We start from the raw sequence: 15,213 nt of genomic DNA, 5'->3' as shown, positions 1-15,213 counted from the left end.
ATCGCTGCATAGTTGAACAGTGATGTTCAGCAGTGTTCAGCGTAAATGTATCAGTTATGGGGATGTCCCAGCTCACCGCAGCAGAGCTGCCCCCCAGCCAAATAGCCCATCCACCAACAGGGTATTCAGCACTGCTCCCGCAAATGCCCAATGGTGCAAGCGGCGGGATCCCTGGACTCTCCACAATCCAACACCCAGCAACAGAAGGCCCAAGCCGATGCCCCAACCCAGGCCCCAGGGGGTAGCCATTTTGTCGAGGGCCGCCCTAAAAGGGACAACCGCCTGCTCCAACCGGTCAAACTGCATCGCCTGCCGCCACTCAGGCAGCAGCCCCACCGAGTGAATGTAGAGATCTGTAACCGCCGTACCCCACAGGGAGCCGAGATAAAACCAGGTACCGATGCGGGCAAACCGTCGCCGTGTCCCCCACCAGACAATCGGGATCCCCAAGGCTTCCATGGGCATGTGCCAAAGAGGCTCAAAGCGCAGCCATCCCCAATACAGGGATCCTGCCAGCCAAGTCAGGGTAAAGCCGTACAGCAAATCTCCCCACAGGCGGGTACGGGGCTGGGAGTAGAGATGCAAGCTAAGGCCCAGCCAGCCCAAAGACATCACCAAGCTGACCCAAGGGGCATACCGCACCAGGGGCGCTTGCACAAAAACGGGCAGACTCACGAGCAGAGCTGCCACTCCCCCAATGGCATGGTGGGATCGAAAACGCCTTTGAGCCGAGAGAGGGCGGGGATCCAGCCCGGCCAAACGCTCAGAGGACAGCAGAGGCTCATCTTGGAGAGGGGGTAAAAAAGGTGTAGAAGACAAAATGCAATATTAAAAACCTTTACATCAGTTAACATAGCACCTTCTTTGCCCTTCCCTCTTCTCCCCAGCAGGAGCGGGGAAGCCTTGGGGGCCTGGCATTCTCTCTCCAGAGATGTCAGGGTGGGAAGGAGGTGCTGGCCGGAGGAAACCGTATGGACTTGTTGTTGGCAGGAGACATCGGGGGCACCAAAACCAGCCTCAGCCTTGTCAATGCCGAGGATCCCGAGCACAGCCTTTACCACTGCCGCTATGCCAGCCAAGATTACGCCAACCTCGCCCCAATGGTGGGAGAGTTTCTGGCCCAGGCTCGGCGGGAGCTGGGGCGAGATCCACAGCCTGCTGCCGCCTGTTTTGCAGTGGCCGGCCCCGTCATGGAAACAAGGGGCTCAGGGTCTGAGGGACAGACTGCCAAAGTGACCAACTTGCCCTGGGATCTGCAGTCGAGCCAATTGGCCGCAGAGCTGGGGATCCCGCGCGTAGCCTTGATCAACGACTTCAGCGCTGTGGGGTATGGCGTGCTTGCCCTCGGCGACCAGGATCTGGACACCTTGCAAGTGGGTGAGCGTCAACCGCGGGCTCCGATTGGCGTGATGGGAGCAGGCACGGGTTTGGGGCAGGCTTACCTTACCTGGGGAGAAGGGGGTTACCAAGTTCATGCCAGCGAGGGCGGTCACGTGGACTTTTCCCCGCGCACCCCTCTGGAGTGGGAGCTATTGAGGTATTTGCAAAAACGGCACGGACGTGTCTCCACCGAGCGGGTGGTCTCGGGGCAGGGGATCGTTGCCATTTATCAATTTTTGCGGGATAGCCAGTGGGGCTCAGGAGAAGAACAGCTGCTGGCCCAAATTGAGGCTTGGGAAAAGGGAGCTAAGCATATTGACCCGGCAGCCCAAATTGCCAATGCTGCCATGGAAGCACGGGATCCCCTGGCGGTGGAGTGTCTGCGGCTTTTCATCAGCCTGTACGGGGCTGCAGTCGGGAACTTTGCCCTACACCTGTTGCCGCGCGGGGGCCTGTTCATCGCCGGGGGGATCGCGCCCAAGCTCTTGCGCCTACTGCATCAAGGGGAGTTTTTGTCCTCGTTTTTGGACAAAGGGCGGATGCGTCCTCTCCTGGAGCAACTGTCGGTGCAGGTGGTGGTGAACGCGCAGGTGGGGCTGAGGGGAGCTGCTCGCTACGCCGCCAACCTTTTGTGAAGGAGCAGCCGCTGCTGTTGAGGTTGCCACCCCTGGAACACCCCATCCAGCAGGTGATGGCAGCGACCCCAACGGATGCTGGAATCGTGCTGGAAAATCTCGCCCAGCCGTCCTTTGCCCCAGACTCCATCTTGAGCCAGCAGATGGGGCAAGATGGGATTGCGCCTTTGCTTGGCTGGCCCCATACCGGAAAGCACTCCGCCTGGGGCTGCGCTATCCAACCGACAATGATTGCCACCACGCAGAGGGACTTCATAGAAACTTCATGGTTGATCCGATGAATCCAATCTTTTGGGCTTTGGGCATAGCTGTGCTGCTGGCCGTGGGCTTGGCAGCCTATCTGTTGACCGCTCGCAAATACGAGTCTCCCGCCTCTGTGGCCAAGTCTTACGACGAGTGGACTCGGGATGGGATCCTAGAGTTTTACTGGGGCGAACACATTCACCTAGGCCACTACGGCTCTCCTCCCCAACGAAAAGATTTTCTGCAGGCCAAGCACGACTTTGTTCACGAGATGGTGCGCTGGGGCGGGTTGGATCGACTGCCTGCAGGGACAACCGTGTTGGATGTGGGCTGCGGCATTGGTGGGAGCTGCCGCATCTTGGCCCGTGACTACGGCTTTGTTGTAACCGGTATCACCATCAGTCCTCAGCAGGTGAAGCGGGCCCAGGAGCTCACCCCCCCTGATCTGCCTGTCCAGTTTCAGGTGGCAGATGCCCTCGACCTGCCCTTCCCCGATGCCAGCTTCGATGTGGTGTGGTCCATTGAGGCAGGGCCTCACATGCCGGACAAGGCCCGCTATGCCCAAGAGATGCTGCGGGTGTTGAAGCCAGGGGGGATCCTGGTGGTGGCCGACTGGAACCAGCGGGACGACCGGCAAAAGCCCCTGAACTTTTGGGAGCGGCTGGTGATGCGGCAACTGTTGGATCAATGGTCACACCCTTCCTTCTCCAGCATCGAAGGCTTTGCCGAGCAGTTGGAGGCTACTGGCCTGGTGGCGGGACGGGTAGAAACCGCCGACTGGACTCAGGAGACCCTTCCCTCTTGGCTGGATTCCATCTGGCAGGGTGTTGTCCGCCCTGAGGGCTTTCTCAGGTTTGGCTTGGTCGGCTTGGTGAAGTCCTTGCGGGAGGTACCCACCTTTTTGCTGATGCGGCTGGCTTTCGGCACAGGGCTGTGTCGCTTTGGCATGTTCCGAGCGGTGCGGGCAGCTTGTGCTCACAGCCCCAGCTCGGACTTAGCCTGTTGGGCGGCCAGGAGCACCTCCGCATCTTCGGCCTGCGACCAGTCGGGGTCGGCGATCTCGGCGTAGAACCTTTGGTCGTAGGAGCGGGTTTGCACCACCACCGGCATAGGCACGGCGTGGCCGAGAAGGAGGGCCTGTTGTTTGGAATCCAGCTTGGCCAACACCGTTTTCAGGTTCTGGCTACCCGCCACCCCTGTGAACACCGCCTCGATATCTTGGTCGTCGTTGAGCAGCGCCGTGATGCGAGTGCCCAACTGCGACATCACCTCGCTGTCGATGCGGGAAGGGCGCTGATCCACCACCAGCAGCGTGACAAAGTACTTGCGCATCTCGCGGGCAATGGTGCCGAAGATGGTCTGCTTGGCCGCCCGCGGATTTAGAAAGCGGTGGGCCTCCTCGATGGTGATGCACAGTTGACGGGGCCGGTCGAGGGGATTTTTGGATTGCAAGTACCGCTCCGTCTGATGTACGTAGGCCTGGTGAATGCGGCGGGTGATGACGTTGGCCGCCAACATGTAGGAGAGCAGGTTGGACTGGGATCCAAACTCGATAACCACGTGAATGCCGCGGCTGAGGGCATCCAAAATCTGGCCGATGTAGTTGTGGGGCAGGGTGCTGCGGATGTACTTGAGGTTGTCAAGGCGGGTGAGCTTGCGCTGCAGGGCCATCATCGAGGCTTTGTTGCCCATTTTCTGTTCGCAAAACTCTTGGATCTCGGCGTTGGAAAGGCTCAAGAGGCGGCTGATCCAGTCGCGGCCAAACTCGTTGCGCAGGATGATGGCGTTTTCCAGGCTGGCTTCCGATAGGTTCAGCTCCTCTGCCAACAGGGCCAGATCCTCCACCTCGATCTGGTTGTAGGCGATGAAGAGCTCCTGCGCATCCCGCACCCCTCGCCGCCGGGTGGAATCGGGATCCAGGGTATAGATCTGTACCTGACCGGGAAAGAGCTGCCGCAAGCCCTTGACGGTGCTGGCGTGTTTGTCTTCGCTGGCCGCCTCCCAGCCGTACTCGGAGTGCATGTCAAAGATCAAGTTCACCGCTGCCCGTTTGCGGATGATGCCGGCCAGGATCAGGCGGGCTAGAAAGGACTTGCCGGTGCCCGATTTGCCGAAAATGCCGTTGCTGCGCTCCACCCAGCGATCCAAGTCCAAACAGATGGGCACAGCCATGTCGAGGGGCTGGCCGATAGCAAAGTTGCGCCGCTCCGGGTCGTCTTCCCAGCCGAAGACGGTGCGAAAGTCCAGTTCCCGTGCCTCATACACTTGCGAAAAATGGGCGGGCACTGTTTTCACGGGCAGCAGCTCCATGGCGCCAGCGGAAGGGGGTTCTTGGCCGAGGGGAGCTGCCAACGCTTCTGGCCGTTCGGGATTGACCAGGGGATACAGCCTTTCCCCTTCCGTCTGCCGCGGCACCAACATCAGCATCGGGGTGAGGGCAATAATGCCGTAGGTACCGGTACCGGCCAGCACCTCCTGCAGCAAGGTCTCTTCCGGGCGGGGGGGATTGACCAGAATTTGGGGGTTGCTGGTTTCTAGGGTAACGTCAGTAAGCAGGCCAAAGAAGCGGTTGCGCTGCCCCTGGATCACCACGAATTTGCCCACCCGCAAGTCTTCTACCGAGACACCGGGATTGAGGCGAGCTTCCAGCCCTCGACTCAGGGATCCCTGAATCACGGTAGCCAAAGGTTGAGGAGGGGTCATGGCGGTGAGGCTTGGGTTCCAGATGCCTTATTCAGTTGCCCATCTGTAAGCGGGCGCTGGTGCGGGAGGCGCCATCCTGCACAATCCAGGTGCGGACGATCTCCACTTCCTCCGGCGTCCAAAAGCCCAGACGGGACAGGGGCAGCCCGCGGGCCTGAATGTAAGCAATCTCTGGGGAGTCGCCGCGAGCTTGGGGGCGGTTGAGCTGAACTCTAGTCTCGACTGAATGTAGTGTACATTATAACATTATATATATTCAGTATGCCCCAATTTGTAGCTCCAAAGGGAACAGCAATAGGTTTAGTGCTGAACTAGAGGTCATACTTTGTTATTAGGATTCAAGACGGAGTTAAGACTGAATAACAAGCAAAGGACACTGGCGGCGCAGCACGCTGGGGTTGCTCGGCACGCTTACAACTGGGGACTGGAGCTTTGTAAGCAAGCTGTGGCAGAGAAGCGGAAGATTCCCACGGCAGTTGATCTGCACAAGAAACTTGTAGCCGAGGTGAAGAGGGCTAATCCTTGGTACTATCAGGTTTCTAAGTGTGCCCCGCAGGAAGCTCTTAGGAATCTGGAGAGAGCAATTAAGAGGTGGCGTGCTGGGAAGTCTAGATTTCCAGTATTCAAGAAGAAGGGGAAGCTGGACAGCTTTTACCTAGAAGGTGGGATTAGAATTTCCGGCAACAAAATCAAGGTTCCGATTTTCGGCTGGTTAGCTTGTTACGAGGTCTTGCCTGCGGTTGTGCCCAAGAATGTTGTTATCAGCCGGCGGGCCCACCGTTGGTTCATTTCCTTCAAGTATGAGGCGCCTGAGCCAGGGGAGCTGGAGAAGGAAGGGGACGTTGTTGGGGTTGACCTAGGAGTTAACAATCTAGCCACGTGTTCTGACGGGGGGACTTTTGGCAACCCCAAGCCCTATTGTAAGGCTAGGAAGCGGCTGAGGAGGTTGCAAAGGCGGTTGTCCAGGAAAGTTAAGGGGTCGCAAAACCGGCGGAAGGCAGTTAAGAAGGTGGCAAGACTCCACAAGAGAGTAGTTGATATTCGTCGGGACAACCTACACAAGCTTACTACCTATCTAGCTAAGAGGTATCGGGTGGTAATTATAGAGGACCTGAACGTCTCGGGGATGCTCAAGAACCACAAGTTAGCTAGTAGTCTAGCCGAGTGTAGTTTCTATGAGTTCAGGCGACAGCTAGAGTATAAAGCTAGGCTCTACAGCTGTCAGGTGGTAGTGGCGGATAGGTTTTATCCGTCCAGCCAGCTGTGTTCTTGTTGCCAGCATAAACAGCAGATGCCGCTGCACCAGCGGGTGTTTCGTTGTGAGAGTTGCGGTTTAGAGAAAGACCGGGATCTCAACGCAGCGATTAACTTGGTGGGGTGGTATTTTGAGGTGTATCTACCCTCAACTACCCCCAGCTTGGGGGGAAGTCACGCCTGTGGAGATCCCGCTGCCGGGGTTGGGTTGCAAGCCCAGCTAGGCAAGGGTCGTAGAAGCAGGAAGAAAGCATCAACGCTGGTCGAAAGTCCACTTTTGTCCAATGTTGTTTAAGTCTTTCGGAGCGGTTAATGGCGTTGAGGATGTAGGCGTGGCGGCTCGTCCACCGGGGATTGATCAACTCGCTATTGGGATCCCCGGGCCTGACATAGGCCATCGTGGCCTCATAACTGTCCAGCAACTGGGTGCGCTGCCGTCCTGCCGGCTGATGGCAACCCACACAACTGGCTTCTAGCAGCGGTTTGACATCCCGTTCGTAGGTAAATTGCGGTTCGGTGCGAAAACTCAGCTGAATGGCCTGCTCGAGGGGCAGCCCCTCTTGGGGAGAAAGCGTGAGGGTGTAACGGGTGCTAAAGCGCAAGGGATCCCGAGGCTTAAGCAACAACTCGTCTCCCTGCACATCAAAAATAACCGCTGCCGGCGGATCCAACTGAACCGCCAGACGTTGTAGATTGGGATCCAGTGGCCGATTGAATTGCAGCCGAATGACTCCATCCACAAAAACATCCTGCTGTTCGGGGGTAGGCTGGGAAGACACCCACTCCAAAAATGCCTGACTTTGAGAAGCATTCGACTGAGGCCAAACTTGCCGATGAGACTCGATGACAAAGAACGCTGCTGCCAACAACAACAGCCCCGCCCAAGTTCGCCACCGCCGCCAATGGCGAAAGACATTTGGCACAGTCGGAGCGTTCATTGCCGCAGACCCAATTTAACTGTTGTCAGAATAGCGAACTTACCCACACTTCAGCCATTGATGAGGTACAAACTGCCAGGGATCCCCAGCGGATCATGAGGATCCCTTGTTCTGAAAAGTAGAAAGACAATGAGCACCGGAGCGAAGGGAAGAGGTCGCTGCTCCCAAGCCCCTAGAGGCCGAAAGGAATACCAAAGGCTTTACCCAAGCTGAGATGAACTCACCAGCAGGGAAAAGCATCCAGGGAGACAGCAAATCAGTTGACCCGCTCCAGCTTGATGTTATGGTGGCCCAGCTTGATCTCGAACTCATCTCCGGGCTTGAGGCCCATCTTCTTGGTGTAGGCAGCTCCAATCAGGAGGTTGCCATTCTTATGAACCGAAACCCGGAAGGTAGGAGCGCGGCCACGGGATCCATTTTCGTCACTAGCGCCGAGATCCACGCCAACGGCCTTCAACAGGGCGTTGTTAAACTGCATCAGATTCACTCGCTCCTGACCATTCTTGGTGTAGGTGACATAACCACAGGCGCGAGCTTTTTCCTTGCGATCCGCATTTCCCATTGAAGTTACCTTGTCGAGGAGCTCTTGGCCAGTGAGTGGTTTTGGTTTACTGGTTGTAGCCATATCAAGATGGTTTTAGGGACAACTGTTAGTGTAGCCAGAAACAAACAGCGATTGCAATAGAGTTTGATCCAACTCTTCTTAATTAGAGGGAATGAGTGAGCGACTGCAATGGGATCTGAGGGCTGGTTGCGCAAAACAGCAGTGGGGAATTCCCTCTGAAGGCCAGAACCTATGGGGGAGACTTTGGCTGAAATGGGGAATGATAGGCTCTCAGGCCCTATTCTCGACAGGGTCATCCGTCCAAGTCAAAGTATCTTTGGGCGAGGGATCCCCGCTTTGCCGCCGGAATTGAGCAAAAGCAGGGAAACTGGAAACAAGGCTGTTTGCGTGTCACTCAATATGGATCCCTTTTGGTCGGGGCGGCGTCTCCTCATTGGGGTGAGCGGGGGGATTGCTGCTTACAAAACGGCAGCTTTGGTGTCTGCTCTGGTGCAGCAGGGAGCAGAGCTCAAGGTGGTTTTGACAAAAGCTGCGGAACATTTTATTTCTCCTTTGACTTTTGCCACCTTGTCCCGCCAGCCGGCTTTTACGGATGCCGCCTTTTGGCAAGCAACACGAGGACGACCGCTGCACATCGAGTTGGGGGAATGGGCGGAGGCTCTCCTCATTGCACCCTTGTCGGCCAACACCTTGGGCAAGTTGGCTCATGGGCTGGCGGATAACTTGCTCACCAATGTGGTTTTGGCTTCCCGGTGTCCGGTGGCGGTGGCACCGGCTATGAATACGCAGATGTGGAAGGCGGAGAAGGTGGCCGAGAATTGGCAGCGGCTACACCAGGATCCCCGTTTTTGGGCCTTGCCGACGGCCAGTGGCCGCCTGGCCTGTGATGCGGTGGGGGAAGGGCGCATGTTGGAGCCGGAGGCGCTGCAGGAGTATGTGCGGGCTTTGCTCTGGACAGGGGGGAAAAAAGATTGGCAGGGCAAGCGGGTGTTGGTGACGGCGGGGGGTACACGGGAGCCCATTGACGCGGTGCGTTTTATCGGCAACCCGGCCAGTGGTCGGATGGGAGTGGCGCTGGCGGTGGCGGCAGCCTGCCGGGGGGCGACAGTGACGCTGGTCCATGGGCCGTTGGGGATCCCCTTTGATCCAGCGCCCTTCGCCATTCGGGCCATTCCGGTGGAGACGGCAGCCCAACTGGAGGCGGCTTTGCAGGCGGAATTTCCCCAGGCGGATCTCTTGTGGATGGCTGCTGCTGTGGGGGATGTGCGCCCCTCTCAGGTTTACGCGGGGAAGCTGCCCAAAGCCGATCTACCCCAGATGTTGCCGTTGGAGCCGATCCCTGACCTGGTGGCAGCCCTGGCCCGCAACAAACGCCCTGGCCAGCGCCTCATCGGCTTTGCCGCCCAAAGTGGGGATCCCTTGCCACCGGCCAGAGAGAAGCTCCGCCAGAAGGGCCTGGATGCTATTGTGGCCAACCCCATCGACCAACCGGATAGCGGCTTTGGCAGCAGCCACAACCAAGGCTATTGGATCCCCCAGCAGGGAAGTCCAGAGCGGATCCCATTGGCAACCAAGCCAACCCTGGCCCACCGGCTGCTGGATCTGGCCCGGCAATTGGAGTTGGGCTACTTTAGTTAAACTCCCTCTCCCTCTGGAAGAGGGGCCGGGGGTGGGGGCTGTGCGGTACAGAACGCTAAACTTCCCGGAATAGCTGTTCGCGAACTGCCTCAAGAACCTGTGTAAAGCCACAGGGGCAAGCCCGAGGTGCTCGCTTCAAACTGCAGACGGGCCAAGGCTTCTGCTGCCGGCAGAAATCGAGACCAACCTCTGCGCCGCGGGAGCAGGTCGTAGAACTTCGCATCCGTCGGCAAACCGGCCAGCTCTGCCGCCCAAAGGCGGGCATCTTCCTCTGTGCCCAAGCGATCCACCACACCCAAGTGGAGGGCCTGCTCTCCGCTGAAAATGCGACCATCGGCAAAAGTTTTGACCACATTCAAACTTAACTTGCGGGCAGCGGCAACCGTCTGCACAAACTGGCCGTAGGTGATGTCGATCAACTCTTGCAGGATGTTTCGCTCTTCTGGGGTCAGCTCGCGATCAAACGAGAGAATATCTTTGTAGGGGCCAGACTTAATTACCTTAAATGAAATCCCCACCTTATCCAGGAGGCGTTCGATATTGTTGCCTCGAATGATCACACCAATGCTACCGGTGATTGTTCCTGGGTTGGCAACAATTTTTTCGGCTCCCATGGCAATATAAACCCCCCCAGAGGCGGCAATGTTGCCAAAGCTGGCGACAATACGGGTGCCCTTTTTCTCTCGCAAACGCAAGAGGGCATTGTAGATTTCTTGGGAGTCGGCCACCGTCCCACCTGGACTATCGATGCGCAGCACCACGGCAGGGATATGGTTTTCTTCCGCCTCTTTCAGGGCCTTGAGAACCCGCTCGCGAGTTTTGCCATCAATGGCCCCTGCCACCTCAATGCGACCGATTTGCCGGCGCAAACCACCCAAGAATAATCGCTTCAGCATGGAAAAGAACTGGATAGGGATAAGTGCATATTCTGTATCATGAATGGCGGCTCATGGCTTGGTCAACCAGTTGCCTAGACGTTGCCATACACCGGGATCACCGCCCCTCGCAGATCCCGCGCTGCTTCTGAGACCAAAAAGGCGATCACCTGCCCGATGGACTCTGGCTTGACCCACAGCTCGGCTTGCTCGGATCCCATGGCAGCTCGGTTGGCCGGCGTGTCGATGATGCTGGGCAGGATGACGTTGGCTGTGATGTCTGTGCCTTGGGTTTCGGCGGCAATGGTACGGGTCAGGGCCACCACCCCTGCTTTGGAAGCGCAGTAGGCAGCCAATTGCGGGCCCGGCTCCACCGCTCCTCGGGATCCCACCGTTACAATCCTCCCATAGCCCTGTTGCCACATTCTGCGCAGGCTGTGCTTGCAGGTCAGGAATGTGGTGGTGAGGTTGAGGTCGAAGTCGCGATACCAGTCCGCCAAGCTGTACTCGTGGGTGGGGCCCATGGCAAAGCCCCCCACCAGGTGGATCAGCCCATCCACGCGGGGTAGGTCGGCAATGACGCGGGCAACCGCCGCCTCATCTGTTAAATCCACCTGCACAAAGCGAACCCGATCCAGAGCATTGGCCGGCAGGCGCTCCCGCAAAATGGTGAGATCTTTTTCTTGTCGATAGGTCAAGGTCAGCTCTGCTCCGCTGGCCAGCACCACGGGAACCACCCCCAAACCCAGCCCGCCTGTGCCACCGGTCAAGAGGATTTGCTTGCCTTGGTTGCCCTGCATGGATGCACCTGCATTGACGAAAGGGATCCAGAACAAGATCGGGAAGGGACTTCAAAAACCCCAGAGGATGTTTGGGTTCGTCCAACTGAGCTTCCCTCTCTCACCCTACCCCGGTTCCTGCCCCTCTTGAAGAACAACAGCCCTTTTGGGCGCTTTCTCCAGCAGCAGGTCGCTCAAGGCCAGCCAGTGGGGCAGATCCAGCTCTTCGGCGCGGGCATCGGGGTTGAGGCGGAGCTGAGCCAAAGCTGCTGCAACCGCTTCTCGCTCCACCAAGCTTCCCAGGGCATTGACGAGCTTCTTGCGGCGGGTGGAGAACCCCTGTCGAAGGAGGTGGTTAAACCAGCAGGGATCCCGGACGGGGGTGGGGGCGGGGCGGGGGGTGAGGCGAATCACGGCAGATTCCACCTTGGGGGCGGGCTTGAAAGCGGTGGGGGGCACCCTGCAGATCAGCTCGCAATCGGCCAAATACTGCGTCCGCAAGCTCAGAGCACCATAGGCTTTGCTGCCGGGGCCGGCCTGCAAGCGCTCGGCCAGCTCTTTTTGCACCAGGAGGACAATGCGCTCGAACTGCCGAACCGGCTGGGCCGGGGATCCGAGCACCTTTTCCAAAATGGGGCCGGTCAGGTTGTAGGGGATATTGGCCACCAGCAGGCGGGGTTGAGGAGGCAGCGGCAGGCGGAGAAAATCTCCCTCCAGCAGGTGGAAACGGGGTTGGCCGGCGAACCGTTTTTGCAGCAGTCGGCACAGATCCCGGTCGATCTCCACCGCCACCACCTGGACACCCTGGGCCAGCAATCGCCGCGTCAGTTGGCCGGTGCCGGGGCCGATCTCCAGCACCCAAGTGGGATCCGCGTCTCCCTCTAGATCATTCAACTGGGCAGCCCGCACAATCGCCTCGTGAACAGCGGGATCCTTGAGCCAATGCTGACCAAACCGTTTACGAGGATAGGGCATGGGGGAATGTTCGCGCAGTGCTGCGCCGCAACCGAGAGGTACCCAGAGCGGTTGAAGGAGAAATGGCCGGGTGGGTCATCGCTGGACTGAGTTGGGAACAGAAATCAAGGTGGGATCCGCATCCTCAGGTCTATCTCGGGCGGGTTGAGCAGGGAGCGCCTCTGGGTTCGGATCCCCGCTCAGGAGCGGCTTGCGGTAGAGGGGCACCGTAAAGGTGACGGTGGATCCCAGCCCTTCGCCCAGGCTGTAGAAATTGATTTCCCCTCCCATCGCCTCCACCAGGCGTTGGCTGATGGCCAGGCCCAAGCCGGTTCCTCCATATTGGCGGGTGGTGGAACCATCCACCTGTGTGAAGGCCTGAAACAGTTTTTGCTGCTTTTCCAGCGACACGCCGATCCCTGTGTCGATGACGCGGATGCGGGCCAACCCCGGATTGCCGGGCAGGATATCCGCTCGCACGGTTACTGAGCCTTTGGGGGTAAACTTGATGGCATTCCCCACCAAATTGAGCATCACCTGCAACAGGCGTTGGTAATCGCCCAAGAGCAAAATCTGATCCGAGGTGTTGGGCAGGTGGAAGCTCAGTTGTAGGCCCTTTTGGCTGGCCTGCAGGCTAGTCTTGGCCTCCACATCCTTAAACAAAGCTCGCAGGTCGCAGGGCTGGAACTCCAACTGCATTTTGCCCGCCTCGATCTTGGCGATATCCAGCACATCGTTGATTAGGGCCAGCAGGTGCAGGGCAGAGCGATAGGCCTCTTGCAAAAAGTCCAGCTCCTCTTCGCGGTTTTCGGCCATCCCGTCCAGCACCAGCTTGATAAAGCCGATGATCCCGTTGAGAGGGGTGCGCAGCTCGTGGGAGGTGTTAGCCAAGAATTGGCTTTTGAGCTGGTTGGCCGATTCCGCTTGGGCACGGGCCTGCTCCAGCTCCTTATTTTTCTGACGCAGAGTTTGGTTGGCTAACTGCAAGCGGGTTGCCAGTTGGCGACTTTGATCCAGCAAAATGGCGTGGGCAATGGCTGCGCCCAGGTAGGTGGCAATGCTCTGGAGTACCTGAATGTGGCTTGGCTGCCAAACAGGAACCCTGTTCGGATCCAGCATTTCCAGCCAGAGCAGGCTGTTGGCGTAGCCCTGGTAAGACATGGCAATGGCCAGATGTCGCCCCGCCTCCACCGGTTCTTCCTGTCTGAGGGCCTGCAACAAATGGGGGTAATCTGCCAGCTTCAGGGTCTGGTGGAGCAGGGAGGGATCCCCAGGATGGCGGCGGTACTCGGCATTGACCGTGAGGGAGTCTTGCCCCACCTCGTAGAGGGCCATCAGGCAGCGATCTACCTCAAACAGTTGCCCCAACTGCTCCACGGTCTGCTGGCACAGTTGCCGGATATCCAGGGAATGCCGGATGTTGCGCACCAACTGCGTCGTGATCCCCTGTACCGGATCGGCCGGGAGAGCATGGGGCTGGCTGTTGGGGCTGCTGGTTCCTCCGGCCAACGCAAAAGGCGTAGCCCCCAGCAACTTGCCCACTGCCGCAACCGCCACCACCTCCCCTTCCATGTCCCGTACAGGGTTGAGAGAAAGATGCAGATGCAACTTGTAGCGGGGCGAGAGCACCTGACATTCGTAGGAGAGGGGATCCCCGCTTGCAAAGACCTGGTTGAGCTTGGCTTCGTACTCTCCAGCGTTGGCCACCTCCCAGATTTGCTGTCCGCTCACGATGTGCTGAGGGTGGATGCCATATTTCTCGGCATCTTCCCAGTAAAAACTCCAGAAGCGCCTCTGGCGATCCTGCGTGTAGAACATCGGAGTGGGTCGGAGGGCGCCCATTTGGGATGAAGCCACCATTGCGCTAGGGGAACGTAGGCCAAAACTCAGGTTTTTCCAGAGGAAGCCGGGCTGGCCGGATCAGAGGCCGGGCGGGTTAGTGGGGCAGAGTCCTTGTTGAGGCGGGCGAAGATCATGCGGCCTGCTGAGGTTTGAATGGCGCTGGTCACAACCACAGAGCGGGTTTTGCCCACAGAGCGCTGCCCTTCTTCCACCACCACCATGGTGCCGTCTTCCAAGTAGCCTACCCCTTGACCTGGCTCTTTTCCTTCGCGGGTGATCTTGATATCAAAGCTGTCGCCGGCAACATAGATGGGCCGCAGCGCCTCGGCCAACTCATTCACATTCAGCACCTTGACCCCCTGCAGAGCCGCCACCTTCTTCAGGTTGTAATCGGTGGTAAGCAGCGTTCCCCCCACGGTTTGGGTGAGGCGCACCAGCTTTTCATCGACAGTGGTCAGATCTGGATAGTTGGCTTCGTGAATAACGAAACGATCGGGGTAGGCCTCTCGTAGAGCCTGCAGCGTATCCAAACCTTTGCGGCCCCGCTCTCGTTTTTGGGCATCGGCTTTGTCGGCAATGGTCTGCAATTCCGTCAGCACAAAGCGAGGAACCACCAGGGTTCCTTCCAAAAAACCTGTCTCGATTAACTGAGCCACTCGGCCATCGATGATGGAGCTGGTGTCCAAAACCTTGGCCGTGGCAGCCACCACATTGCCCTCCGCCCAGAGGGCTGCCTGCAAAGCATAGTTGGGGTTAAACAGCCGCAGCAGCGAGGGGCCGTGGGTATCGGCCAGGCTGACCCCCAGATAGGCAAAGGCCAAGCTGAAAAAGACCGAAGCCAGTGGCTCGAGGAACCTGTTGAGTTGGGGAGGCAAGGGCAGCAAGTACACAGGAGCCATGGCCAGATTGGCGATCACCAAGCCGATCACCAACCCCACCGAGCGGCTGATCAACACGTCCGGCGGCAGGGAGCGCACATTGGCCTCGAAGCGACGGTAGCTCCAGCGCACCAGGGATCCCAAAGCCAGTCCTGCCAGCACGCCAAAGCCGCTGGTGACGACACGGGCTCCTTCCACATTGGCCCCCTGAATGGCGGCAGGAGGGAGCAAATCCAGGCCGTAAAACCCGAGACCAGCCCCGGCCAACATGAAGATCGCGATCAGTAAAGCGTCTAGCATAAGAAAAAAGACGGCCCTGCTGAGTGGGTGATGCTGCTGGGAATAGGCAAATCTGCTTCCTACTCATTCTAGTCGTCTGGTGTTGGAGGGATCCGGACAACCAAGCCAGCCCTCCCCCAGAAGGATTCAGACTATGCTGAAATCATAGCGATCCCTTGCCAGCTTGAGGGATCTGTGGAGCATGCCTCTAACCCCCAAAACCCTGAACTTTGCTGAATTTACTGAGCTT

Annotated in this window: 13 protein-coding genes and 1 pseudogene; 4 read left to right on the top strand and 10 right to left on the bottom strand. The window is 58.3% G+C overall.

All coding sequences use genetic code 11. From position 1 onward, the window contains the following. Positions 1-72 precede the first annotated feature (72 nt). A complete protein-coding gene (locus tag NW829_RS08300; protein ID WP_414329009.1) occupies positions 73-819 on the bottom strand; it encodes a DUF3120 domain-containing protein in 747 nt (248 codons plus the stop codon). A 152-nt stretch (positions 820-971) separates the two neighbouring features. Between NW829_RS08300 and NW829_RS08295 the strand changes: the two genes are divergently transcribed. Continuing rightward, on the top strand, positions 972-2,015 hold the full coding sequence (locus NW829_RS08295; RefSeq protein WP_011432607.1) for a glucokinase: 1,044 nt from the start codon (positions 972-974) through the stop codon (positions 2,013-2,015). On the opposite strand, the gene NW829_RS08290 is transcribed toward NW829_RS08295, so the two are convergent. Continuing rightward, positions 1,994-2,200 carry a hypothetical protein gene (locus tag NW829_RS08290; protein ID WP_414413525.1) on the bottom strand — a complete coding sequence of 69 codons (207 nt, stop codon included), beginning with the start codon at positions 2,198-2,200 and terminating at the stop codon, positions 1,994-1,996. The two genes, NW829_RS08295 and NW829_RS08290, sit on opposite strands and share 22 nt — an antisense overlap. Positions 2,201-2,292: 92 nt before the next feature. On the opposite strand from NW829_RS08290, the gene NW829_RS08285 reads away from it, so the two are divergent. Further along, positions 2,293-3,327, top strand: a complete 1,035-nt coding sequence (locus NW829_RS08285; protein ID WP_414413524.1) for a methyltransferase domain-containing protein — start codon at positions 2,293-2,295, stop codon at positions 3,325-3,327. On the opposite strand, the gene NW829_RS08280 is transcribed toward NW829_RS08285, so the two are convergent. Then, positions 3,234-4,961 carry a helicase HerA domain-containing protein gene (locus tag NW829_RS08280; RefSeq protein WP_414413523.1) on the bottom strand — a complete coding sequence of 576 codons (1,728 nt, stop codon included), beginning with the start codon at positions 4,959-4,961 and terminating at the stop codon, positions 3,234-3,236. The two genes, NW829_RS08285 and NW829_RS08280, sit on opposite strands and share 94 nt — an antisense overlap. 325 nt (positions 4,962-5,286) lie before the next feature. On the opposite strand from NW829_RS08280, the pseudogene NW829_RS08275 reads away from it, so the two are divergent. Then, positions 5,287-6,276: pseudogene (locus tag NW829_RS08275) on the top strand (RNA-guided endonuclease InsQ/TnpB family protein); the annotation flags it as partial. A 91-nt stretch (positions 6,277-6,367) separates the two neighbouring features. Here the strand turns inward: NW829_RS08275 and NW829_RS08270 are convergent. Together NW829_RS08270 and NW829_RS08265 are read right to left on the bottom strand one after the other, a co-directional pair. Beyond that, the gene (locus tag NW829_RS08270; protein WP_414414074.1) at positions 6,368-7,153 is read right to left on the bottom strand and encodes an Ig-like domain-containing protein; all 786 of its coding nucleotides are present in this window, start codon (positions 7,151-7,153) and stop codon (positions 6,368-6,370) included. A gap of 256 nt (positions 7,154-7,409) precedes the next feature. Then, the gene (locus tag NW829_RS08265; protein WP_011432615.1) at positions 7,410-7,778 is read right to left on the bottom strand and encodes an AbrB family transcriptional regulator; all 369 of its coding nucleotides are present in this window, start codon (positions 7,776-7,778) and stop codon (positions 7,410-7,412) included. A 339-nt stretch (positions 7,779-8,117) separates the two neighbouring features. Between NW829_RS08265 and coaBC the strand changes: the two genes are divergently transcribed. Beyond that, positions 8,118-9,356: a bifunctional phosphopantothenoylcysteine decarboxylase/phosphopantothenate--cysteine ligase CoaBC gene (gene coaBC / locus NW829_RS08260; RefSeq protein WP_414416853.1), complete on the top strand. Its 1,239-nt coding sequence runs from the start codon at positions 8,118-8,120 to the stop codon at positions 9,354-9,356. Positions 9,357-9,445: 89 nt separating this feature from the next. Here the strand turns inward: coaBC and sppA are convergent, their stop codons facing one another. The 5 genes from sppA to NW829_RS08235 all read right to left on the bottom strand — a co-directional run bounded on the left by sppA (position 9,446) and on the right by NW829_RS08235 (position 14,984). Then, on the bottom strand, positions 9,446-10,252 hold the full coding sequence (sppA, locus tag NW829_RS08255; protein ID WP_414330880.1) for a signal peptide peptidase SppA: 807 nt from the start codon (positions 10,250-10,252) through the stop codon (positions 9,446-9,448). A 74-nt stretch (positions 10,253-10,326) separates the two neighbouring features. Continuing rightward, positions 10,327-11,031: a 3-oxoacyl-ACP reductase FabG gene (gene fabG / locus NW829_RS08250; protein WP_414406646.1), complete on the bottom strand. Its 705-nt coding sequence runs from the start codon at positions 11,029-11,031 to the stop codon at positions 10,327-10,329. A 105-nt stretch (positions 11,032-11,136) separates the two neighbouring features. After that, positions 11,137-11,985, bottom strand: a complete 849-nt coding sequence (rsmA, locus tag NW829_RS08245; protein ID WP_414416852.1) for a 16S rRNA (adenine(1518)-N(6)/adenine(1519)-N(6))-dimethyltransferase RsmA — start codon at positions 11,983-11,985, stop codon at positions 11,137-11,139. A gap of 75 nt (positions 11,986-12,060) precedes the next feature. Further along, on the bottom strand, positions 12,061-13,806 hold the full coding sequence (locus tag NW829_RS08240; RefSeq protein ID WP_414391016.1) for a sensor histidine kinase: 1,746 nt from the start codon (positions 13,804-13,806) through the stop codon (positions 12,061-12,063). A 44-nt stretch (positions 13,807-13,850) separates the two neighbouring features. Further along, the gene (locus NW829_RS08235) at positions 13,851-14,984 is read right to left on the bottom strand and encodes a PIN/TRAM domain-containing protein (protein ID WP_414355888.1); all 1,134 of its coding nucleotides are present in this window, start codon (positions 14,982-14,984) and stop codon (positions 13,851-13,853) included. Positions 14,985-15,213: the final 229 nt, after the last annotated feature.

The sequence above is a fragment of the Synechococcus sp. R55.8 genome (assembly GCF_047461895.1).
GTDB lineage: Bacteria > Cyanobacteriota > Cyanobacteriia > Thermostichales > Thermostichaceae > Thermostichus.
The sequence above is the reverse complement of the archived record's forward strand: the minus strand, read 5'-3'. Positions and strand labels throughout refer to the sequence as shown.